We start from the raw sequence: 22,529 nt of genomic DNA on the forward strand, positions 1-22,529 counted from the left end.
ATGAAAAAACTACTTTTACTCACTGTTGTCCCTGCTCTTTTGTTTGGAGATGACCTGAAATCACTTTTGGAATTTGCAAAAGAAAATAACAATCTTGTCAATGCCTCCAAAATAGCAGTACATGCAAAAGCAAAAGAGGTACAAAGTGCCGAAAGCAATTACTTCCCTACGGTAGATGTGAGCGCTTTTTACAAAAGAGATGATAAACCGAGTCCTTTTTTCCCGGGAACAACATACGGAGCAAGGACGAAAATCGGGTTTGACATATATGACGGCGGAAAGAAATCAAATACAAAAAAACAAAAAGAGAATGAAAGAAAATCTGCTTCTTTCAGTTATAAAGAGACAAAAAAATTGACACTTCTTGCCATAACAGAGGATTATTATAATCTCAAAAGTCTGCAGGCCTCTTTGGGTGCGACGATAGAAGCTTCCAAAGCAGTCAAAGCACAACTTGACAGAGTGCGACATTTTTATGAAGCTGATCTTGCTACAAGTGATGATGTGGACAGACTCCAATCTGCATACGACAGCACTTTGTATGCAATAGAATCTACAAAATTTCAAATTACAGCGCTGCATAAAGCACTTGAACTCAAAGTCGGAAAAAAAATAAACACTTTGGAAAATTCGCAGTTTGACAAAAGAGCAGCACAAAATGAAGGACTCCTTGACAGTATTCAGTCACTCAGGTACAAAAAAGCAGCATTGCAAAATTTAGGCGAAACGGTTGCGAGCTATTATTATCCTACTCTGCGTATAGAAGATACCTATTCGTTTTATGGGTATCAAAATAAGCCGACTTTTGGGGGAGTTCCCATTGCCTACCTTGACAAACAAAATGAGCTGATGGCTACAGTCGGCTTGAGACTTTTTGATTTTGGAACACTCAAAGAGCAAAAAGAGGCACTCAAACTGCAGGCTGATGCACTGAATCAACAGATTATTTACAAATCAAAAGAGCAACAGATGCAGCAAGAGTTGGCACAGGAGAGAATTCATACAGCCAAACTCAACATTAAAAGTTCAAAAAGTGCACTCAAAGCGGCAAAAAGTGCTTTAAAAACTATCACAGAAAAATACAATGCAGGCATAGTGGACAATGTCGTCTATCTTGATGCGCTCTCGGCAAAAACAGAGGCAAAAGCAAGGTATGAAAAAGCACGCAATGATTTGGAAATAGCCTATGGCATTTATTACTATTACAACAATAAAAATTTAGAGGAGTTTGTTAAATGAAAAAAATATTTATAGCTTTAATCACCCTGGTGAGTCTCTCTTATGCGCAAAAGATTTATGCAACATTTGATGTGACAGCACAAAAAAGTGCCAATCTGGCTTTCACTGCGAGCGGAATTGTAGAAAAAGTCAATGTCGATATCGGCTCTATAGTGAGCCAAAACCAAATACTGGCAAAACTGGGAAACAAAGATATAAAAGCAATGCTTGAAAAAACACAAATAGTTTTTAAGTTTGCTTCAAGAGAACTCAAAAGACAGGAAAAAATCAAAAAGCTTATAGATGCAAGCAAATATGACAAAATACTCAGTAATTATGAAAATGCCAAAGCATCGGTTGCCTATCAGCAGGCTTTGTATGAAAAAACTATTTTAAAAGCACCCTTTGCAGGTGTCATTTATGACAAAAGCATAGAAGTAGGCGATGCTGTAAGCGGTTTGATGCTTAAAACTGTTTTTAAAATACAAAGTATTCATGCAAGAAAGCTGATATTGGAATTTGATCAAAAATATCATGATATTGTAAAAGTCGGACAAACCTTTGAGTATAAGATAGACGGAGACAGCAAGACATACACAGGTGTTATCTCTAAAGTCTATCCGTATGCAAATTTTGACAACAGAAAGATAAAAGCGGAAGTAGAGGCAAAAGATTTTACAGTCGGGCTTTTTGGTGACGGTATGATACTGGTTGACGGAAAATAACGATGTACAAATTAGCGATTAACAGACCAATTGCAACACTGATGTATGTCATTACATTGGTGATTTTTGGCTATATGAGTTTTAAAAGCATGCCCTCGGCACTCTATCCGAATGTTGATTTTCCTATAGTGACAGTCAAAACAATCTATCCGGGTGTTGAAGCAGATACGATAGAATCACAGGTCACAGAGAAAATAGAAGAGGCCATCTCCCGTATAGGCGGAGTGGACAGCATCACATCCACAAGCAGTGACGGCGCATCTGTTGTTATGGTGAAATTCTTCCTGGAACGCAATATTGATGAAGCGACCAATGATGTACGAGACAAAGTCTCAGCTGTTATCTTGCCAAAAGATGCACAAACGCCACTTGTCAGTAAACTCGATATCGGCGGGGCTCCTGTTATCAATGTTTTTTTAACAGCAAAAAAAGATACCTTGCAAAACCTGATGGTATTTGCCGATGAGAAAGTAAAACCGGCTATTCAAAAGATCAACGGTGTCGGTGCTATAAATATCATCGGTTACAAAGACAGAGAGATAAAAATTTTCCCAGATATTTATAAACTCAACAAGTTTGGCATTACAATCAAAGAGCTTAATGATATTATTGCCGAAGAAAATGTCAAAATCGGTGGCGGAAAGCTTATCACCAAAACAAAAGAGATTATCTTAAAAACAAAAGCGGATGCTCTGAGTGTGAAGCAACTCCAAGACATTATAATAAAAGATGATTTAAGGCTCAAAGATCTGGCAACGGTAACAGACTCTTTGAGTGATGCAAAAAGCTACTCGTCATACAATGGTATACCGGGTGTTATGCTTGAAGTGCAAAAAATTTCAGGAACAAATACGATAGATATAGTAAAACGCGTCAAAGAAGCCGTGCCGCAGTTAAAAACAATGGCTGGCGAAAAATATGGTGTAGAACTGCTCCAGGATACAACGCCTTTCATCATTCACTCACTTGAAGATGTGAAATTTGACCTTATTTACGGTGCAGTTTTGGCAGTTATTATCATCTTCGGTTTTTTGAGAAACTTTACTATTACGCTGGTTTCGGCACTCTCTATTCCAATTTCTATCCTGGGTACGATTGCTTTAATGAATCTGATGGGGTATAACCTGAATAAAATGACACTCATCGGTTTAACGCTTGCTATCGGAATTATCATAGATGATGCCATTGTTGTGTTGGAGAATATCTACAAAAAGATGGAAGCAGGCATGGGCAGGTTTGAAGCGGCACTCTATGGTGTGAAAGAGATGGCATTTGCTATTCTTGCGATTTCGGCAATGTTGCTTGCTGTTTTTCTTCCGGTTGCACATATGAGCGGAATTGTCGGAAAATTCTTTGAAAGTTTTGCGATGACGGTAGGGTTTGCGGTAATTATTTCCTATACGGTTGCGATGAGTTTTATGCCGAGTCTGAGTGCAAGAGTATTGCATAAAGGAGAGAGCAGGTTTTACAATATTACAGAACCGATTTTTCAACGTATAGACAAATTATATGCTGCAACACTGAGTTTTGTGCTTCGTTTTAAATTTTTTACACTTATTTTTGTTCTTGGGGTGTTTGTTGCCTCGCTTTCTCTCTTTCCGAAAATCGGTATGGATTTTCTGCCAAAAGAGGATAAAGCAGAGTTTGAAGTAAAACTCAGAGCCGATGCGGGCATCAGTTTGGATGAAATGATACGGGAGTCCAAAGTGATTGAAAATTTAATCAGAGCTGACAAAAATGTTGTTTTTACAACCTTGAGTGTAGGCTATAACAGTGTACACGAGAAAAACAAAGCGCTCATTTATGTCAAACTTACGCCTAAAGGCAGCAGAAAAAAGAATCAAGAAGAGATTATTCAGGAATTTCGACAAAAGCTCAAACCCTTTTCCAAAGAGATGTTTATTACAGCAGCGGCAATTCCAAACATCAAAGGTGCCGGGGTGAGTGTACCGTATCAAATTGTACTGACATCGGATTCTTTTGCCGACCTTGATGTGGCGAGAAAAAATCTGATGGAGTATCTGGCGAAGAAAAAAGGCTTTGTTGATATTGACAGTAATCTTGATGAAGGCAAACCACAGATTGACATCAATATAGTACGTGAAAATGCCAACAGAATGGGGATTAGTGCAGCACAGATAGCACAGGCTGTCTCCATTGCCTTTTCAAGTGATTTGGAAATTTCCTATTTTGAGCAAAACGGAAAACAGTACAAAATTACCCTGCGACTGCCTGACAAGGAACGTGTAAGCATAGATGATCTCAAAAAAATCCAACTCAGAGCCAAAAACGGAAAGTTGGTTTTTCTTGACGGTCTTGTCACATTTGACAATGCAAGGTCTCTGGCTTCTATTTATCACTATAACAGACAAAGACAGGTGACTATCTATTCTGATCTGTTTGGGCTTGATCTGGGCGGCGCTGTCAAGTATACACGTGCAAAAATAGACACATTACTGCCACCGGGTGTAAACTATAAATTTACAGGCTTTGCCGAAGAGATGGAAAAAACAGCCAAAGCCTTTGGTGTAGCTCTTGGTTTGTCTGTAATTTTAATGTTTATCATCCTGGCAATTTTGTATGAGTCGCTTATTCAGCCTGTTATCATTATGATGGCATTGCCACTGAGTATTATCGGGGTCATGCTGGCTTTGTATCTGACACATTTGCATTTCAGTCTTTTTGTGATGATAGGCTTTATGCTACTTATGGGGATGGTCGGTAAAAATGCCGTACTGCTTGTTGATTTTGCCAATGAAGCAGTAGCGCGGGGAAAAGATGCCAATGCAGCACTGCTTGAAGCGGGAGAAAAAAGACTGCGCCCGATTTTGATGACAACAATTGCGATGATATTTGCGATGCTTCCTTTAGCACTGAGCAACTCTTTGGGAAGTGAAACAAAAGCACCGATGGCAATAGCCATCATAGGCGGTCTTTTAAGTTCAATGGTGCTAACATTGCTTGTTGTGCCTGTAATTTATAAAATGATAAATCCGATTGATGCGTGGCTTCGAAAGTGGTATGAGAAAAAAATACAGAGTGATACTGAATAAGGAGTAGATTATGCAGGTTCTGAAAAAATATTGGTTGGGTGTTGTGATAGCTGTTTTATTGGTTACAGCAGGCGGAATGATCTATAAAAAACTGCATCCAAAAACACTTCCTGCAAATTTGGTTGAAGGGACAGGCCGCATGGACGGTGATCTGGTAAATCTCAATGCAAAATATGCAGGAAGGCTGGAAAAAATATCTGTTGATGACGGTGTACCTGTGAGCAAAGGAATGGTTGTGGGTGTCTTGAAGAGCAAAGAACTTGCAGCACAAAAAGCAGGGCTTGATGCACAGATTCAGGCAAAAAAACAGCAACTCGCAGCACAAAAAATTGAAGAAAAAATTGCACAGACAACAATTCCGCTTTTGGAGAAAAAAGCAAAAGCACAGCTTGTCTCAGCCCAAGCCTCGCAACAGGCATTTGAAAAAAATATTTTGATACAAAAAGATGTCGTTGCCCAGGCAAAAAGAGATTTCAAACGCTCTCAACGATTGTATAAAAACAAAAGTATTGACAAGCACAAACTGGAACTTGCGCAACTCAAAAGGGATACAGAAAACAAAAAGCTTTCCGCACTGCAGCAACAGCTGAAAAAAATAAAATCAGCAGTAACTCTGGCTCGTATTGCACTTTTGGATGCGCAGGCATCACAGAAAAAACTTTTTGCCATTGCCGCAAATATTCAGGCCCTGCAAGATGGTATTGAAGCCCTCAAAGCATCCAAAGCACAGATAGAAGCGATGATTCAGGAGATGACACTTGTTTCACCTGTTGATGGAATTACGGTAGAAAAAATCGCCAACGAGGGAGAGGTAATAGCTCCTGGTATGCCGGTAGCCACACTTTTGGATCCTCACTCGTTGTATCTGAAAATATTTGTCGACACACTGCAAAACGGAAAAATAAAACTGGGTGACAAAGCGGTAATATTTCTTGATGCCTATCCAAATCATCCGATACAGGCAAAAGTAGTGCGTATTGCCCAAAAAGCGGAATTTACGCCCAAAGAGGTCAGTGTGCGTTCAGACAGAATTCAAAGAGTGTTTGCCGTACACCTCAAACCACTGGCAATTGACCCTTTGTTAAAACTCGGTATACCGGCTGTGGGAGTTGTGTCACTTGATGGCAAAGGTCTGCCAAATTCACTCAATGACATTCCGGTACTCTAAAACAAGATGTCTCTTCTTGAAGTAAAAAATATCCGGGTCTCTTACAAAAAAAGAACAGGCATAGACAATGCCTCGCTCACAGCAGAGAGTGGAGAGATTATCGGTTTTATAGGAGCGGACGGTGCAGGTAAAAGCTCCCTTATGCATGCTGTAGCCGGTGTTATCCGTTTTGAGGGTGAGATTGTTTATGATGGTATCGCGTACCATTCACCCAAAGAGGCAGAAAAAGTAAAACCTTTTATCGGATTGATGCCACAGGGAATAGGGCTTGTTCTTTATGATACTCTGACAGTAGGGGAGCATTTGGAGTTTTTTGCCGATATTCGCAATGTTGCAAAAGATGAACAATTTCTTGCATATAGAGAAAAACTGCTGCATATGGCAGGACTGAGTGCTTTTGTTGAGAGAGAAGCCGGTAAACTCAGTGGCGGGATGATGCAAAAACTCTCACTTATCTGCACACTGCTGCACCGTCCGAAACTTCTTATTCTGGATGAACCGACAACCGGAGTGGATCCTTTGAGCCGTTTGGAACTGTGGGAGATTTTGGACAGCATACGCAAAGAAGAAGGAACAGTAATTTTAGTGAGCACCGCTTATATGCAAGAAGCCTCCAAAATGGACAAAATTTTTCTTTTTGACGAAGGAGAAATCATTGCCAGCGGAACAAATGAAGAGCTTATAGACTCTATCCGTCCGTATGTTTATGAAGAGGTTACATGTAAAGAAGAGTGCCTTGGTTTTAACAAGCGAACATATTCGCTGCAGCCTTTACATGTAAAGCAGGCAGAACCTACTCTGGAGGGACTCTTTTTTGTGAACGCGCTGCAAAAGAAAAAGCTCCTGCCTAAGGTCGTCATAGCAAAACGAGACAAAGAAATTGCAATACCGCCTGTTGTGATGCAGGCATATGGCATTACAAAAAGATTTGGCAGTTTTACGGCAAATGACCATGTAGACATAGAACTCAAACGGGGTGAAATTCTGGGTCTTTTGGGTGCAAACGGCGCAGGAAAAACCACATTTATCAAAATGCTTTTGGGTCTGTATCCGATAGACGAGGGCACACTTACCCTGCTTGAAAAAGTCATCCGCAGCGGAGATGATCGTCAAACGCTCAAGTCCAAAATCGGCTATGTAAGTCAGCATTTTGCACTCTACAATGACATGACTGTAAGAGAAAATCTGATTTATTTTGCCAATATGCATCAGATTCCTCTCAAGACTGCCTTGAAAAGAATAGAGCAGTATGCCAATGAACTCGGCTTTAAAGAGTATATGGATGAATTGCCAACTGCGCTTCCTCTGGGTGTCAACCAGCGTTTTTCCATAGCTGCGGCACTTTTGCACGAACCGCTTGTGCTGTTTTTGGATGAGCCTACAAGCGGCGTGGATACCATTGCAAGAGCACAATTTTGGGAGATACTTAAAAAGCTTAAAGAGCAGTGGCATATATCTATTTTGATAACCACACACTATATGAGCGAGGCGGAGTACTGTGATCGAGTGGTACTCCTCAAACAGGGAAAAAAGATTGCAGACGATACCATAGAAAATTTTTATAAAACACATCCCGATGCAAAGAATTTTGAAGATATTTTCTTGACATATTATAAGGATAGAGAATGAAACTAATAACCATTAAAGCCTATATATTGAAAGAATTTATGGAGCTTTACAGAACGCGTCTGATTGTGATGGTATATTTGATGCCGAGTATGATTGTACTGCTTTTTGGCTATGGAATCCGTATGGATGTAACGCATGCAAGAATTTTGATTATTGATAATGACCAGAGCAAATTTTCACAAATGCTGATTTCAAAATTTGAACATAGCAAATACTTTAATGCAAAGGTGTTACATGTAAGTGAAAAAGAGGCACTGCGCTCTATAAAACAGGCTAAAACCGATGCAGTTTTAATCATTCCCTCTTCTTTTGAAAAACAACTTTTACACGGACAAAAGAGTGAGATCGGTGTTTTTGTGGATGCCTCTTTTCCGACAAGGGCTACTACTATTGAGGGGTATATCAAGGGGAGTGTGCTTGATGGGGCAAGCGAAGTGGCACAAAGAAGCGGTTTGTCTGCAAAAGGGCTTATAGTGTTAAATCAGCGTACGCTTTTCAATCAGGCAATGCGGGATGAAGATGCCATAGTTCCAGGACTCATAGGGCTTGTGCTTTTGGTGGCTCCTGCAATTTTGGCAGCACTTCTTATAGTAAAAGAGAAAGAGCGAGGGACCATTTTTAATTTTTATGCTTCGCCTTTGAGTAAAGGAGAGTTCCTTCTTGCAAAACTTTTTCCTGCTTTTTTACTGCATTCTGTGAATATTTTTATACTTTTTTTGCTTGCAGTTTATCTGTTTGATGTTCCTTTTCGGGGAAGTTTTATGCTCTACTGGCTCAGCAGTGAACTTTATATTCTTATCAGTCTCTCTATCGGTATGCTTATTTCTATCATTACAAGCAGACAAATTGTTGCCGTTGTTTTGACAATTATTATCACCATAATTCCCGGATTTTTATACTCTGGTATGCTTATGCCGATATCTTCCATGAGTGGCGAGTCATATATTGAAGCGCATATGTTTCCGGTGATGTATTATACGCATATTCTTTATGATACATTTTTGATAGGACAGGGTTTGGCGTCTGAAAAAATTATCATGTATCTGCTGATACTTGTCGGGTTTGTTGTGGGACTTTTTACTGTCGGCACCTTATTGTTGAAAAAGGAGATGAGATAATGCGAATATTTGCGATGATTGTCTCCAAAGAACTGCTGAGTTTTTTACGCTCTATAGGATTAGTGGCTGTTGTACTTTATTCGTTTACACTCGATGTTTACATAGCCGGTTCCGGCATACAGATAAAACCGCGCAATGTTGTTGTCGGATATGTTGACAAAACAGGAGGGGGAGTAAGCCAAAAAATACTTGCACGGTTACATCAACCGGAGTTTAAACCACCGGTTGCCTTTCTTTCGCAAAAAGCACTCTCCAATGCTATTTTTAATAAAGAAGTTATGGTCGGAATACTCTTTGACTCTGATTTTGAAAAGAACTACAAGAGCGGGAAAAAAGCACAGATCAATCTTTTGCTCGATGCTACTGCAGCATCGCAAAGTCTCACGACATTTATGTATCTGCAAAATATTGTATTTGACTTTCAATCTGTAAACTTTCCGCTTGAATTAAAGTCACATAAACTTTTTAATCAAAATGCTGACAATCACAGTTTTATGGCACTGACAGAACTGCTTTCAATTATAACCCTGTTGATAGTCATTTTGACGGCCATTGTTTTTGTCAAAGAAAAAGAGGACGGTACCTGGGATATTATGCTGCTTACTCCGATAAATCCCAAAATCATTATTTTGGCGAAAAGTTTTTCGCAGGTACTCATTGTCATGGCAGGCGTTGTTCTCTCTTTGGGATTTGTGCTTTTTGGCCAGTTTGATGTACCGCTTAACGGTTCATTTTGGGCATTTATGCTCCTGACATTTTTGTATTCTGTTTCGAGTGCCGGCATAGGACTTTTTGTAGCGGCTGTGTCCAAAAATGTGATGCAGGTGGCACAGCTTTCTATCATTATTATGATGCCGTTGATTTTTCTCAGTGGTGCATGGACCCCTGTTTACGCTATGCACCCGGTATTTCAGACACTCTCTTTGTTTTCACCGCTTCGCTACTACATAGAAGCAACAGAGAGCATCTTTTTCAGAGGAACGGAGTTTATAGATTTGTGGCCATATTTTAGCGGAGTTCTTCTTCTTGGAACGCTGCTGTATTGGTACGGTTTTAAAAAAATCGGAAAATTGTTTTAAATTAAGGCTCTGTTTTTATTTTTTTACTATAATAAAAGAAAAAGAGGGATTTTTTATGGCATTGGTATATATTGAGCAGGTTGAAGATATGGATGTGGAGGAGATGCAAAAAACTCATGAAAATGAGATTAAAATTTTAAATGCAATAGATAATCTTGCGATCTCTTACGATCGGGGGGAAGCGACACTCGAAGAACTTGAAGCAAAAATCGAGGAGTATGTAAAGCATGTTCATGAACACTTTGCAAACGAAGAACGTCTGATGCAAGAGTATAGTTTTCCTTCCTATGACATGCACAAGACTGCACATGACATGTTTTTGGAAGAACTGAATATGGCTCTTAAAAATTGGAAAAACTATAAAAAGGTTTCAAAAATTACTGATTTTATCCGCAGAGCACCCGAATGGATAGTCTTACATGTAAACACAGTGGACTACCCGACTGCAAATTATCTTGCAAAAAAGATGAAAGGTTTGTAAAACCTATTCATCATCTTCGTCGTCTTCAAAATCACTCAGATCAAATTCAATTTTTACAGGTTCTTCTACAACCTCTTTGATATCAGTGATGTTTTGGGGCGAAATATCAAGAGCCATTGCGACAAATGTTGCCAATGCGTTATCCTTTATAATTTCCTGGCATGTTTCAGAAGTATTGTAAATCGTAAGGATTTGATTTTTTGTAAGTACGTCACCTGGGTTTACCCCTAATTCTGCCGCAATATTATGCAAGTCCGGACGATTCAGCAAAACACCCTCAATTTTCATACAAAAGCCTGTTCTTAATTTTTTATTTGGATACATTGTTACTCCTATTCTTAAAATGTTTCTTTTGGTCGATTATAGCCAAAAAATTCAAGAAAAATATTTTGTTTGAATGGTATAATTTGACTTTAAAATAAAAAAGAGAAAAGAGAAAACAATGCACACATACCAAATTGCAGAATCAGTATTAGATGGCTATAAAAATGAAAAACTGACAGATGAAAGAGTTGATTTTTTAACAGCACAGGTTCATGAACAGCTTGATGAGATAGCCAAAAATAAAGCACTTTATGAAGATTTTTCAGCTCGGGCGAATGCACCAAAAAAGGTAGATAAAATTATTCTCTGGATACTTTTAATGTCAAATGAAAGCATATGCGACGATTATATAAGTGCGTGTAGCAAAAACTACAGAGAGATAATCCCTATAAGTGATTTAGCCGACTTGTTACTTTATGTAATACATTTGAAAAAAGTGCAAAACACTGAACTCGACGGTTTTGATTACTTGGTAGAATGTGAAGAAGCAGGCATAGAGGAAGTAGACCAGTATGCCTTTACAAATGCTCTGCTCTACATTCAAAAACTCAAAGAAAAAGAAGTGGAGATGCAGTTTTAGGAAGAACAGCTTACATGAGATATTCCTGCGACATCAAACAGTTCAGCAGGCTTTTCTCTGTAGTATTTGTCTTCTGTCTCCGATGACTGTTCACTGTAGGGATCATTCATCACTTCCTGCAGCTCTTTTATAAGTGAATAATCTCCCTCCTGGGCCTTTTTGTATGCCGGAACAAGGAACCATTCACGGAGAATATATTTCGGATTGGTTTGTTTCATCTCTTTTGAGAGTTTTTTGCGGGACTCCGGAGTATCAATGTTAATGTTTGCTTTCCATTTTTCCAACCACTCGGTCCAGCTTTTTATAATCTTTTGATCATATAGAGAGTCACCGTAAAAGCTTTTCGCAATTGCGGAAATATTATCAGGTATACCAGAGAGTTCACGAAAAAAGAGGGTATAATCGACCGAAGTCTCCATCATCAGTGTTATCAGTTCGTTAAACAAGGCTGCGTCAAAGGTTTTTAGACCCAGTTTGGCAGTCCACATCTGTATCATTTTAGCCTGCATGACTTTGGAAAAACCGTTCATAATTTCATCCAATTGTTTACTCTGTTTTTCATCTGCCTTGAGCAAAGGCTGAAGTGCCTTACAAAACATTTTGAAATTTTGTTCCCCGGCCTGAGGTTGATTCAAAAATGAAAAGTGTGCTCCGCCACCCGTCCAGGGTTGATAGCTTGGATCAAACATGTCTATAAATCCAAACGGACCGTAATCAAGGGTAAAACCGCCTGCAGCACAGTTGTCACCATTGAAATTTCCCTGGCAGTATCCGACACGAATCCAGTTTACTACAAGTGAAGTAAGGCGGGAGCGAAATTCACGGGCAAGCAGCACTGTTTTTTCTTCCAGAGGTAAATTTTTGTCTATTACATCACTGTATTCTCTTTCAATCAGGTGCAAGACAAGCATCTCAAGTTCCTCCATCGCCTTTGGATGTTCATTTTTACGTGCCCGTCGGGCGAAAAGTTCAAGTTGACCCACACGAAGAAAAGAGGGGGCAACACGTGTTGTGATGGCAACATTTTCTTCTATCATGACTTCCGGATCCCTTGAATAGGAACCGTTCATAAACCAGGGCCGTCTTACTGTTTGGGTTTTTGACATATATAAACTTAAAGAGCGTGATGTGGGAACACCGAGGGCATACATGTGTTCTTGTGCCAAAAATTCTCTAACACTTGAACGCAGTACCGCACGACCGTCAGCTCCACGGCAGTAAGGGGTTCTCCCTCCGCCTTTGAGCTGCATTTCCCAGCGTTTACCATTTATAACCCCTTCAAAAACAGATATTGCGCGTCCGTCACCATACCCGTTACCTGTTTTAAAAGGACACTGCTCATAATACTCCGTACCGTAGATGGAAAGGGCATACCCTGTTGCCCAACCGGTACGACGCAAAGGCTCTTTTAGATGTGAAGTGTCACCCGAAAACATGCGTATAAAATCCTCAGATGCAGCCAAGTCATCATGCAGTCCAAGTTCCTTAAAGAAGGTTTTGCTGTGCGCAATGTAAACAGGATTTTCTATAGGAGTGGGTTTTACAGGAACATAGTGCCCGCTGAATACCTGTCTTGGTGCATGATCTGCACCGTCTGCTGTAGCATTTGGATCAGGATTAAGTCTGTCCATTAGAGAATACTCAGCTAACTGTGCCAGATCATTGAGTGTTTTTATATCTTGCATATATTGTCCTTCATTTAAAATATAATATTTTATATCCCAAATAGCTTTGTAAGAGATAAATTATTGAAACTATTCTTTTCTAATAATAAACAGTGTATGTTTTGAGTACAATATGAACACTGATTTTAGAGATTTTTTTAGCCATATATGAAGGAATATTGAGTGAAAATACGAGTCTATTACGAAGATACAGACACCGGTGGTGTCGTGTACCATTCAAACTATTTAAATTTTTGCGAAAGAGCACGCAGTGAAGCTTTTTTTAAAAAAAATATGACCCCAGTTTTGGAAAACGGGCATTTTGTGGCCCGTAAAGTTACCGCAGATTTTTATAAAAGTGCTAAACTTGGTGATATGCTTGAGATATATACAAAACTAGTTACAATGAAAGCAGCTTCCTTTACACTGAGTCAGGAAATTTATAAAGAAAATGAAAAAATATTTGAATTGGAAATTCTTTTGGTATATATTGATTTTGACGGGAAAGTACAGAAATTAGATAATGAAAGCAAAGAACTCATTCTCTCTTTATTTTAGGAAATTATATGAAAAGTATAGATAAAAATGTAGTATATATAGGCTGGGTCAGTTTTTTTACAGATATGTCATCAAACATGGTTACTACTCTTTTACCTGTTTTTGTCGTCTATGTTTTGAATGAAGGGGTTGATAAGCTTGGAATTATTATCGCTATTGCAACATTTATATCCTATGCTTTTCGAATTCTTTTTGGATATTTAAGTGATAAATATCAAATAGTGAAACCGTTTCTTGTTGCAGGGTATCTTTTATCGACTGTTTCTAAACCATTGTTGGGTTTTTCACACAGTTTTATAAGTGTCGCATTATTGCAGGGGGTCGAAAGAATGGGTAAAGCCATACGAAGTGCTTCAAAAGACTCGCTTATCAGCAGTTATGTTAAAAACAATGCGCATGGCAGAACTTTTGGTTTTCATAAAATGCTCGATATTGCCGGAGAATTGAGTGGAGCATTTTTAATTTTTGTCATTTTTATGTTTATTGCGCAAGATGAAAAATCAATAAGATTCATTTTTGAACTGACGATCATACCAGGGTTGATTGCGGTTGCCATAGTAGTCTTTCTTGTAAAAGATGCACCAAAAAAGATAAAAAAAGATAAGCAGGTTATTAACAAGGAGGATTATAAGTTACTTCCGGTCCTGTTTATCTATTTCGGATTTTTGTTTTTTATCATGAGTGACCAGTTTTTTATTTTAAAGGCGAGAAATGAGGGTTTTTCTTTGGCAACTATTCCGCTTCTTGTAATGATGCTGACGGCTGTACAGACTCTTATGAGTTATTATGGCGGAGTTTTAAGTGACAAGATAGGTGTTATCAGGGTGTTGTTGCTTTCTTTTGTTTTTGGTATTGTCTCTATATCTATGTTAAATATAAATCTATGGCTGGCATTTGCTTTTTTGGGTCTATTTACTGTTTTTAGTTTAAATGCTACCCGTGCCTACATTTCTGAATATGCAAATTCCAAAGGATTTGTTTACGGTATTTTTTATGGCGGCATTGCTGTTTTTAGTGCTTTGGGAGCAATTGTTATAGGGTATATTTGGAAAAATTACGGTTTTGAAAATGCAGTGATAGTAAGTGAAGGAGGCATGGGAGTAATGTTCTTGACACTACTCGTCTGGAATATATTTGAAAAATCTCGATATTCCAGGGCGTAAAAGTTCTATATCATACATCATTTGATTGTCCAGAAAGTTGATATTGTATTCTCTTTCTTCACCGGTGATTTGTGCATAAAAGTAGTCTATTCCGACAGTTGTAGTGTAGTTAATCCAGTCATACACAATGTCATTTCCCAACAGCGAATTTGTCTCAATCAAGATATTATTATCTTTGGTTATAGAATTTGCTACAATCATGTTTTTTCTGTCATTGTACTGCGTCATAGAGAGCAGCAATGGGTCATAATTGATCTGTGTTGAGAGGATGTTTGTAGCATTTACATCGTAAAGTGTCAGTTGTGATAATATCATTCCTGTTTTAATGATTGGGGTATTGACAAAAAATGAAGCATTGACAATGTCTTTATTTTCTTTTAAATATCTTTCAAGATTGGTTGTTCTTCGTGAAATAAAATAGGTAAATACTTTTTTTTCTTCTGAAAGATTGACATCTTCGTTATAAACACTGATTTCATCATTATAATACATAGTATCGTTTATATCAGCGCAAGGGTGCAAAAACTCGTCTTCTTGATAAAATGCCAACTTTCTGCCTGTCTGTGACTTGTCAGAAAAAATAACCAGAGGTGAAACTGCTTCATGAAGTAGCATTTTGCTTTGCTGTTTGTAGTCAATACCTCCAAAAACAAGAGAAGAGGAGACAGTATGAACATCTTTTTTATTCATAGTAGGAAAATATATATTTACATTTGGATCAATCTCAATAATGTTGTTTACTCCCTGTGCTGTAAGCGGTGCTATGACATACTCAAATCCATCTGATTCTATTTGCGTCAGAGCTTCTTGCAAATCTGATCTGTTTTCTGTCGAAATTTTGTAGCTTTTGAGCATAAAAGAGTTACTTTTTGTCATCAGATAGGCAAAAGCCGCATTTGTGGTGGTGGATGCGTATTTTCCTATTTTCTTGTAAGGCAGGAGCAGGGCTATTTTTAATTTCATGCCGGCGTTTGATGCGCCAAGATTGAGTACGGCAATGTTAATAATGCGTGCCTCATCCAACTCTTTGTCTGTCAGTTTCTTGTTTGCATGGGAGAGAAAAGAGAATATCTGCCCGTTTTGTAAAAGCTCTTTCATACATTTGTCGTTACATGTATAAGGATCAAGGTCCTGAATGTATATCTTTGGAATAGGAATATTGGATATCATAAAACTTTGTGCAAAAATGATACAGGGCGCAAGCAGAAATAGTAGTTTTTTCATAGGCAACTCTTTATGGTTTTTAGATCATTTAATGTGATTTTTTTCAACTCGGGGTTTCTCAAAAGATACTGGGGATGATAAACAGGGATGAGTTTATACTCTTTGTAGTCTATAACATGCCCTCTTACATTTTCAAAATTCACATCACCTGTCAGGTGAGTATAGGCATCTTCTCCAAGTGTTACAATGACCTTTGGCTTTATAAAATCCAGCTGAGAAAACAGATAATTTTTACAGGAATTGAATTCGGAGGCAGAAGGCTTGTTTGATTGCAGGGGTTTGCATTTGACAGCATGTGTTATAAAAACATCTTCTATACTGAGATGTACAACTTTTTCTATCATATTTTTTAATGTTTCTCCGGATCGTCCTGTATAGTATGCATTTGCACGGTCCTGTGCCTGTGAAACACTGAAATCTATTATAAACAAGCTTGCATTTTGGTTTCCGTATCCGCTCATGCTTTGCGTTCTTGATTTGCTCAAATCACACAGATGACATGAGGATATATTTTGAGACAGAGCCGCTAATGTTGTTGGCGTTTCATAGTTTGTTTTATCATTTATATTAAAGTGTTCTATATATTCAAAACCGATAGCTTTTAAGCGGTACAGGTTTTGAAGTAAAACAAGATTTTGATAGGATTTCAATACTGCCACCATTTCTGAAAATATGACAAGAGTATAGTCAAACTGCGGTTAAATTCTACTTTATGGATTAAAAATATGTTATTATACATATGAAACACAGGTATAAAGGCAAAGACAGTATGAATAGTGATACTTTTGAAGTTGAAAATTTTACATTAAGTTCATCCGCTGAAGTTCCAGATGTAATATATGAAATTGGGCTTTTGGCGAAACATAAAGTATTGATTCATATCCTCTCATATATACACAATACTGTATTGGTTCAAACTTTAGTACGAGAGATCAACAAGACAGTACCGGATGCAAAAATAGTACTTTTAAAGCATGATGACAAACAAAAAACTTCTGTTGTAGTTTTTACGATAGATACGGATGATACAGAGCATATAAGTGATGAAGTGCTCAAAGAGCTTTATGAAGACCATTCAAGCAAAAATTTGAGTATTCAAGAGTACAGGAGAGAACTTTTTAAACGTTATTTTACAGATCACCTGACTAATCTTCCAAACTTGTATCAGCTTCGCAAAGACCTGGAAAACTGTGAGCAGTGCGGTTTGATTCTCTTGAAAATTGATAATTTTCAGACAATCAATAATTTTTACGGATTTGTAGTTGGCGATTATGTTTTGGAATATGTCGGAAAATACTTAAAAAAAGTGCTTTCGCCAAATCAGGTTTATCGTCTTTCAGGCGCAGAATTTGCCATTTCGCTGGATGAAAATCTTGGTTTTTATCATTTAAAGAGTTATCTGAGTGAACTTTACGAAAAGATAAAAAACATAAAAGTCACTTATCAGGAAACACAAATTTTTGTTGATTTTACTTTGGCATCGTCATCAGACAGAATAAACAATAATGTTTTTTCCAAAGTTTCCATGGCCTTGATGTATGCAAAGAAAAAGGGTGTTCCCTTTTGGATTTATGAAGACAAAATGCATTTTGAAGATGAATATCGGCGTAATTTACAACTCTCTTCAATTGTTCGCGAAGCGGTGCAAAATGACAAAATCATTCCATATTTTCAGGCGATTCGTGACAACAAAACGAAAGAAATTACAAAATACGAGTGCCTGGCAAGACTTGTAGATATGAACGGAAAGATTCTTTCTCCTTTGTTGTTTATTCCTATTGCTAAAAATATTAAAATTTATAATGAAGTGACAAAAAAAATAATCAACAAATCCTTTGCTGTTTTTGAAAAGAATGAGTTTGAATTCAGTATTAACCTTTCCATAGAAGACATTATGAGCAGCGAAATATTTAATTTTATCCTGAATAAACTGAAAAACTCTCACGCAGCTTCAAGGGTAACATTTGAGCTTTTGGAATCAGAAGCCGTGCAGGATTTTAAAAGGGTAGACAGGTTTGTCAGTGAAGTTGTCAGGTATGGCGCGAAAATAGCGATAGATGATTTTGGAAGCGGCTACTCCAATTTTTCATATATAACAAAAATTGATGCAGATTATATAAAAATCGACGGTTCACTTATAGAAAATATTGATGTGGATGAGGCTTCAAAAATTGTTGTCGATACAATTGTTCAGTTTGCTAAAAAACTGGGAATAAAAACAATAGCAGAATATGTGCATTCAAGTGTTGTTATGGACAGAGTGTGTGAATTGGGTATAGACTATTCACAAGGATTTTATATAGATGAACCATCTGTGAAATTAAATTTATAATAACAGGCAGTATGTTTGAAGTCAACTAAATATATTTCAATAGACAAAGATATCATAAAAGAAAATGCAGTATTTGAGTTTAATCTTTTTATTCCTTCAGAGAAAGAAAAAAAGATGCACTATTTTAAACATGCAGGCACTTTGGTGACTGCAGAGGATGTAGAAAAGCTTAAAGATATCAACGCTGTTTATATCAATGAAAAAGAGCGGGCATATTATCTCAGATATTACAACCAAAGAGTTGCACATGCTCAAAAAAAATACATAAACTTTGAAGAAAAAGCAGCTAAAATATATCATAAAGCGACTGTTATCCTTCATACTCTGTTTTCAAATCCGGAAGATCTCGAGACTTATAAAACATCCAAACATGTGATATATGAGCTTGTGGAAACTGTTGCAGATAAGAATTTTTCTATTGACTCTATTATAAATATAGCTGAACATCAGTATACAATAATGACACACTCTATTAATGTCTGCATTTACGCATTAAATCTTGGCACTTACTTGAAATTTTCCAAAGAAATGCTTGAGGCATTGGGAGAAGCGGCACTCTTGCACGATATCGGAAAAAGTAAAATCAATCCTGAAATTGTTGAAAAAAAAGGACGCTTGACAGAAATAGAATTTACTGAAATGAAAAAGTACCCGATGTTTGGCTATGCCATCGGATTAAAACTGGGAATAAAAAACAAAGATATTCTCATGGGTATCAAGTATCATCAGGAAAGAATGGACGGTTCAGGGTATCCTGCAGGACTCAATGGAGAAAATATTCCTTATATAGCAAGAATTATAGCTGTATGTGATGTTTTTGATGCGTTAACGAGCAGAAGATCCTATAAAGAAGCAATGGGAGTCTTTGAAGCATTGTTGTTGATGAAAACGAAAATGAGTAAACAGCTGGATGTGAAGATTTTAAATAAAATGATAGAAATGCTCAGATAGAATTAAAAATTCTATCTGAAGAAGTTAAGTTATTCTGTAACTTCTACGATTTCAGGCGTACTTTCCCAGATGCCGTGCTTAGTACAGTAACCATGTGCTACAAGAGTAAGTTTTTTCTTCATCGGTCTGATGTTGAAAGTTACTTCAGCATGAGATTTTTCATTTCCTAAAGTTCCAGGAACAAAAGTAGCCGTTGCCAATTTAGTGTCACCGTCATAAAGAGTGATAGACTCGATGTAGTGATCGAAATCATCCGGGTGAGTATATTCGTTACCCATTTTTACGTTTACTGCAAGCATTTCGCCTTTTTTAGCAACACCAGGTACGGTAATGAATGGTGAGTGACGGTCAATTAAATCTTTCTTTGCTTCTCTTTCTACTGTGTCAATGTCAACGTATTTGTTAATCTTTGGCATATTAAATTCCTTGTGTTAATTTATTTAACGTTATTGTATCTATAAAATCTTTAGCATTATCATAAATCAGAGCATATTTATCTTGTCTAAGTTTATACTAAGATTATTTGTTTTTTTTAACACTCTTTTTAACTCGGATTTTATTTTAAATAAAGATCATACTGAGTAAAAGTACAAAACCGACAAGTGAAACTGTCAATGAAAGATAAAAATAGATGTTTTTGTCGGTATCTATTTCTCCTTTTTCCAGATGTGTGATCCATGTGAGGTAGTATTTATAGGTGTATCCAGCCAGAAGCATGCCGCATATCGTGATAAATATACCCAGATAATTGTAAAAGGCAATATGTGTCAACTGCGGTATGGTATCATGTTTTTTTCCTGTTAGCTCGACAGATATAATATGCAGAAACAGTTCAAATTTTTCAATAATAAAACCGAGAATAATAAGGGAGATAGAGGTTCCGATAAGTGCGGTAGTCGCTCTTTCTACTGCCATTAAGTCTTTCGGGTCGATAGAAGATTTTTTTTCTTGCATACTTGTATTTCCTAACTGAAATTTATTTAAGACATATGTGAACCATTTTAAGAGTTTTTAACCAATAAAGAGATAAAATCGCGTTAATTAATACATAAAGAGTCTAAATATGTTAAAACCATTACTAATTGAAATCGGTGTTGAAGAGCTTCCTGCGGTTCCTCTTTTAAAAGAGATGAAGAATATTGAAAAAAAATATGCCGATATTTTAGAAAAATATGCTCTCTTGAGTGAATTTGAATTTTATTATACGCCTCGTCGTTTGGTAATGTGGCACAGAGAATTTCCAATGCAGCAGGCTGACAGTGTAGAAGAATTTTTTGGTGCGCCTTTGGCAGTTGCCTACAAAGATGGCGTCCCTACCAAAGCGGCTGAGGGATTTGCCCGTAAATGCGGAGTTTCACTAGACGAACTCAGTACGGCAGAAAAAGGCGGTAAAGAGGTACTTTACTATAAAAAAGATGTTGCAGGAAAACCTTCGGCGGAACTCTTGCCAGAGATTATACATGCATGGCTCAAGTCGCTTGATTTTGGCAAATCTATGCGATGGGGCAGTTTGCATGAGAGTTTTATTCGTCCTGTACGATGGATAAATGTGCAACTGGATGATACGCTTGTTCCTATGCACATGTATGGTATAGATGCCGCCAAAACTACACGTGTTCACCGTATAGCAAATTTTAATCCTGTAGAAATTACAGGGACAAAAGAGTATTTTGAAACATTGAAGAACGGTGGTGTAACACTTTTTCAACAGACAAGAGAAGAAAAAATACTTGCTGACATTAGAACAATTGAAGATGAGAACAGTGTCAATGTTGAGATAGATGAAGATCTTTTTGCGGAAGTGGTTGCTATTACGGAAAATCCGACGGCGTTGTTAGGCTCGTTTGATGAAGCATTTTTACGATTGCCTCCTGAGGTTATTATCACTTCTATGAAAGAGCATCAGCGTTATTTTCCTGTATTTAAAGAGGGCAGACTTATCAATAAGTTTGTAGTTGTCTCTAATGCCCTGACAGATGATTTTTCTGAAGTAATAGCCGGAAATCAGCGTGTGCTTCGTCCTCGTTTGGCAGATGCGCTTTTCTTTTATGAAAATGACTTGAAAAACGGTTTGAGTACAAAAGGACTGGAAAAAGTTGCCTTTTTTAAAGGCTTGGGCAGTGTTGCTGACAAAATAAAGCGTGAAGAAAAAATTGCCAGTGCTTTATATGATATGTATCAGCCTGATGTAAAAAAAGAGGATTTGCAAAGAGCTGTAGAGCTTGCAAAGGCCGATTTGATGAGTGAAATGGTGTATGAGTTTACAGAACTTCAGGGATTGATGGGCTACTACTATGCAAAAGAAGCAGGCGAAAACGAGGCTGTTGCCTTGGCTGTAAAAGAGCAGTATCTGCCTGAGGGTGAAGAGAGTGAACTCCCTTCTGCGCCTTTGAGTGCCATAGTGGCGATGAGCATCAAGCTTGATACACTGCTTGGACTTTTTTCTGTCAATGAAATCCCGACAGGTTCTCGAGACCCTTTTGCCTTGCGTCGTGCAGTCAACGGCATTATCCGTATTGTCAATGAGTACGGTTTTGAATTTGACATTGTGAAGACTTTAAAAGAGTTGTCCGTAAATTATGATGCAATTGATTTGGAAAAACTTGAAAATTTCATTATAGAGCGCATCAGAAGATATTACAAAGTCAATCCGTCTATTATTGAAGCGGTTTTGGCTTCCGGTGAGAGAGAACTCCTGGCACTCGGTAGAAAAATAGAAGCACTCAATACTTTGGTCAATTCGGAAGGTTTTGATGAAGTCTCATCTACTTTTAAACGTGTGGCAAATATCACGAAAGATATTGACCTAAATGCTGATTTACATGTAGATGAAAGCCTATTTGAAGAAGAAGCTGAAAAAATACTATACAAAAGATACAAAGAAGTGATATCAAAAACTTATGAAAGCTATGAAGAAGAGTTGGATGCACTCCTTGGGCTTAAACCTGAATTGGATGCATTTTTTGACAATGTTATGGTCAATGCAGAAGATGAAAAGCTGAAAAACAACCGTAAAGCACTCATCGCTTCCATATACAAAAGTATTCTTACTATCGCCGACATTAAAGAAGTAAGTATATAATTACTTATAATGGATTAAATAACTTTTCTGGAATCCAAACTTTATTATGGCCAAACTGCCTTACATATAGTGTTTTTAGTTAGAATTCATTGGGCTGTTGAGGCTATACTCTAATATTAAAAATATCACTTTTGGTGAAGATGCTTCTCTAATCCAAACTAAAAATGCACTTACAAATTT

Annotated in this window: 20 protein-coding genes; 14 read left to right on the forward strand and 6 right to left on the reverse strand. The window is 37.5% G+C overall.

Annotated elements, in window-relative coordinates:
• Genes MLC44_RS05700 through MLC44_RS05735 form a run of 8 tightly spaced genes read left to right on the forward strand, consistent with a single transcriptional unit; the run spans nt 1 to nt 10,471 of the window.
• On the forward strand, nt 1–1,239 hold the full coding sequence (locus tag MLC44_RS05700; RefSeq protein ID WP_434658778.1) for a TolC family protein: 1,239 nt from the start codon (nt 1–3) through the stop codon (nt 1,237–1,239).
• A complete protein-coding gene (locus tag MLC44_RS05705) occupies nt 1,236–1,943 on the forward strand; it encodes an efflux RND transporter periplasmic adaptor subunit (protein ID WP_434581506.1) in 708 nt (235 codons plus the stop codon). The genes MLC44_RS05700 and MLC44_RS05705 overlap by 4 nt, the downstream gene beginning before the upstream one ends.
• 2 nt (nt 1,944–1,945) lie before the next feature.
• Nucleotides 1,946–4,996, forward strand: a complete 3,051-nt coding sequence (locus tag MLC44_RS05710; protein ID WP_434658779.1) for an efflux RND transporter permease subunit — start codon at nt 1,946–1,948, stop codon at nt 4,994–4,996.
• 10 nt (nt 4,997–5,006) lie between these two features.
• Nucleotides 5,007–6,164 carry an HlyD family secretion protein gene (locus tag MLC44_RS05715; RefSeq protein ID WP_434658780.1) on the forward strand — a complete coding sequence of 386 codons (1,158 nt, stop codon included), beginning with the start codon at nt 5,007–5,009 and terminating at the stop codon, nt 6,162–6,164.
• A gap of 6 nt (nt 6,165–6,170) precedes the next feature.
• Nucleotides 6,171–7,793: an ATP-binding cassette domain-containing protein gene (locus MLC44_RS05720; protein ID WP_418641323.1), complete on the forward strand. Its 1,623-nt coding sequence runs from the start codon at nt 6,171–6,173 to the stop codon at nt 7,791–7,793.
• Nucleotides 7,790–8,911 carry an ABC transporter permease gene (locus tag MLC44_RS05725; protein WP_346388674.1) on the forward strand — a complete coding sequence of 374 codons (1,122 nt, stop codon included), beginning with the start codon at nt 7,790–7,792 and terminating at the stop codon, nt 8,909–8,911. The genes MLC44_RS05720 and MLC44_RS05725 overlap by 4 nt, the downstream gene beginning before the upstream one ends.
• On the forward strand, nt 8,911–9,990 hold the full coding sequence (locus tag MLC44_RS05730) for an ABC transporter permease (protein ID WP_346388675.1): 1,080 nt from the start codon (nt 8,911–8,913) through the stop codon (nt 9,988–9,990). The genes MLC44_RS05725 and MLC44_RS05730 overlap by 1 nt, the downstream gene beginning before the upstream one ends.
• Nucleotides 9,991–10,045: 55 nt before the next feature.
• Nucleotides 10,046–10,471 (forward strand): bacteriohemerythrin, encoded by a 426-nt coding sequence (locus MLC44_RS05735; protein WP_151900502.1) that lies wholly within the window; start codon nt 10,046–10,048, stop codon nt 10,469–10,471.
• Nucleotides 10,472–10,474: 3 nt separating this feature from the next.
• Here MLC44_RS05735 and MLC44_RS05740 read toward each other — a convergent pair whose 3' ends face one another.
• A complete protein-coding gene (locus MLC44_RS05740) occupies nt 10,475–10,795 on the reverse strand; it encodes a hypothetical protein (protein ID WP_151900501.1) in 321 nt (106 codons plus the stop codon).
• Between the two features lie 118 nt (nt 10,796–10,913).
• On the opposite strand from MLC44_RS05740, the gene MLC44_RS05745 reads away from it, so the two are divergent.
• Nucleotides 10,914–11,375, forward strand: a complete 462-nt coding sequence (locus tag MLC44_RS05745; protein ID WP_418641325.1) for a hypothetical protein — start codon at nt 10,914–10,916, stop codon at nt 11,373–11,375.
• Here the strand turns inward: MLC44_RS05745 and MLC44_RS05750 are convergent.
• Nucleotides 11,372–13,060, reverse strand: a complete 1,689-nt coding sequence (locus MLC44_RS05750; protein WP_434658781.1) for a protein adenylyltransferase SelO — start codon at nt 13,058–13,060, stop codon at nt 11,372–11,374. The genes MLC44_RS05745 and MLC44_RS05750 overlap by 4 nt on opposite strands.
• A 162-nt stretch (nt 13,061–13,222) precedes the next feature.
• Between MLC44_RS05750 and MLC44_RS05755 the strand changes: the two genes are divergently transcribed.
• The gene (locus MLC44_RS05755) at nt 13,223–13,597 is read left to right on the forward strand and encodes a YbgC/FadM family acyl-CoA thioesterase (RefSeq protein WP_346388677.1); all 375 of its coding nucleotides are present in this window, start codon (nt 13,223–13,225) and stop codon (nt 13,595–13,597) included.
• A gap of 8 nt (nt 13,598–13,605) precedes the next feature.
• A complete protein-coding gene (locus MLC44_RS05760) occupies nt 13,606–14,760 on the forward strand; it encodes an MFS transporter (RefSeq protein ID WP_151900457.1) in 1,155 nt (384 codons plus the stop codon).
• On the opposite strand, the gene MLC44_RS05765 is transcribed toward MLC44_RS05760, so the two are convergent.
• Entirely contained in the window at nt 14,713–15,984 is a 1,272-nt protein-coding gene (locus MLC44_RS05765; RefSeq protein ID WP_434658782.1) for a hypothetical protein, read from the reverse strand. The two genes, MLC44_RS05760 and MLC44_RS05765, sit on opposite strands and share 48 nt — an antisense overlap.
• A complete protein-coding gene (locus tag MLC44_RS05770; RefSeq protein ID WP_434658783.1) occupies nt 15,981–16,643 on the reverse strand; it encodes a uracil-DNA glycosylase in 663 nt (220 codons plus the stop codon). Before MLC44_RS05770 ends, MLC44_RS05765 begins: the two co-directional genes overlap by 4 nt.
• 110 nt (nt 16,644–16,753) lie before the next feature.
• On the opposite strand from MLC44_RS05770, the gene MLC44_RS05775 reads away from it, so the two are divergent.
• Complete coding sequence (locus tag MLC44_RS05775) at nt 16,754–18,316, forward strand: EAL domain-containing protein (RefSeq protein ID WP_434658784.1); 1,563 nt, start codon at nt 16,754–16,756, stop codon at nt 18,314–18,316.
• Nucleotides 18,317–18,331: 15 nt separating this feature from the next.
• Nucleotides 18,332–19,267, forward strand: coding sequence for an HD-GYP domain-containing protein (locus MLC44_RS05780; protein ID WP_418641331.1), 936 nt, complete (start codon nt 18,332–18,334; stop codon nt 19,265–19,267).
• Nucleotides 19,268–19,296: 29 nt separating this feature from the next.
• Here MLC44_RS05780 and MLC44_RS05785 read toward each other — a convergent pair whose 3' ends face one another.
• Nucleotides 19,297–19,683: a class II SORL domain-containing protein gene (locus MLC44_RS05785; protein ID WP_151900453.1), complete on the reverse strand. Its 387-nt coding sequence runs from the start codon at nt 19,681–19,683 to the stop codon at nt 19,297–19,299.
• 145 nt (nt 19,684–19,828) lie between these two features.
• The gene (locus tag MLC44_RS05790) at nt 19,829–20,221 is read right to left on the reverse strand and encodes a YidH family protein (protein ID WP_346388682.1); all 393 of its coding nucleotides are present in this window, start codon (nt 20,219–20,221) and stop codon (nt 19,829–19,831) included.
• Between the two features lie 109 nt (nt 20,222–20,330).
• Between MLC44_RS05790 and glyS the strand changes: the two genes are divergently transcribed.
• Nucleotides 20,331–22,349 carry a glycine--tRNA ligase subunit beta gene (gene glyS / locus MLC44_RS05795; RefSeq protein ID WP_434658785.1) on the forward strand — a complete coding sequence of 673 codons (2,019 nt, stop codon included), beginning with the start codon at nt 20,331–20,333 and terminating at the stop codon, nt 22,347–22,349.
• Nucleotides 22,350–22,529 lie beyond the last annotated feature (180 nt).

This window comes from Sulfurimonas sp. NW9, from assembly GCF_051132275.1.
Taxonomy (GTDB): domain Bacteria; phylum Campylobacterota; class Campylobacteria; order Campylobacterales; family Sulfurimonadaceae; genus Sulfurimonas; species Sulfurimonas hydrogeniphila.

Coding starts and splice junctions, on each gene's coding strand:
- MLC44_RS05700 (WP_434658778.1), top strand. CDS start 1: ATGAAAAAACTACTTTTACTCACTGTTGTCCCTGCTCTTTTGTTTGGA.
- MLC44_RS05705 (WP_434581506.1), top strand. CDS start 1,236: ATGAAAAAAATATTTATAGCTTTAATCACCCTGGTGAGTCTCTCTTAT.
- MLC44_RS05710 (WP_434658779.1), top strand. CDS start 1,946: ATGTACAAATTAGCGATTAACAGACCAATTGCAACACTGATGTATGTC.
- MLC44_RS05715 (WP_434658780.1), top strand. CDS start 5,007: ATGCAGGTTCTGAAAAAATATTGGTTGGGTGTTGTGATAGCTGTTTTA.
- MLC44_RS05720 (WP_418641323.1), top strand. CDS start 6,171: ATGTCTCTTCTTGAAGTAAAAAATATCCGGGTCTCTTACAAAAAAAGA.
- MLC44_RS05725 (WP_346388674.1), top strand. CDS start 7,790: ATGAAACTAATAACCATTAAAGCCTATATATTGAAAGAATTTATGGAG.
- MLC44_RS05730 (WP_346388675.1), top strand. CDS start 8,911: ATGCGAATATTTGCGATGATTGTCTCCAAAGAACTGCTGAGTTTTTTA.
- MLC44_RS05735 (WP_151900502.1), top strand. CDS start 10,046: ATGGCATTGGTATATATTGAGCAGGTTGAAGATATGGATGTGGAGGAG.
- MLC44_RS05740 (WP_151900501.1), bottom strand. CDS start 10,795: ATGTATCCAAATAAAAAATTAAGAACAGGCTTTTGTATGAAAATTGAG.
- MLC44_RS05745 (WP_418641325.1), top strand. CDS start 10,914: ATGCACACATACCAAATTGCAGAATCAGTATTAGATGGCTATAAAAAT.
- MLC44_RS05750 (WP_434658781.1), bottom strand. CDS start 13,060: ATGCAAGATATAAAAACACTCAATGATCTGGCACAGTTAGCTGAGTAT.
- MLC44_RS05760 (WP_151900457.1), top strand. CDS start 13,606: ATGAAAAGTATAGATAAAAATGTAGTATATATAGGCTGGGTCAGTTTT.
- MLC44_RS05765 (WP_434658782.1), bottom strand. CDS start 15,984: ATGAAAAAACTACTATTTCTGCTTGCGCCCTGTATCATTTTTGCACAA.
- MLC44_RS05775 (WP_434658784.1), top strand. CDS start 16,754: ATGAATAGTGATACTTTTGAAGTTGAAAATTTTACATTAAGTTCATCC.
- MLC44_RS05785 (WP_151900453.1), bottom strand. CDS start 19,683: ATGCCAAAGATTAACAAATACGTTGACATTGACACAGTAGAAAGAGAA.
- MLC44_RS05790 (WP_346388682.1), bottom strand. CDS start 20,221: ATGCAAGAAAAAAAATCTTCTATCGACCCGAAAGACTTAATGGCAGTA.
- glyS (WP_434658785.1), top strand. CDS start 20,331: ATGTTAAAACCATTACTAATTGAAATCGGTGTTGAAGAGCTTCCTGCG.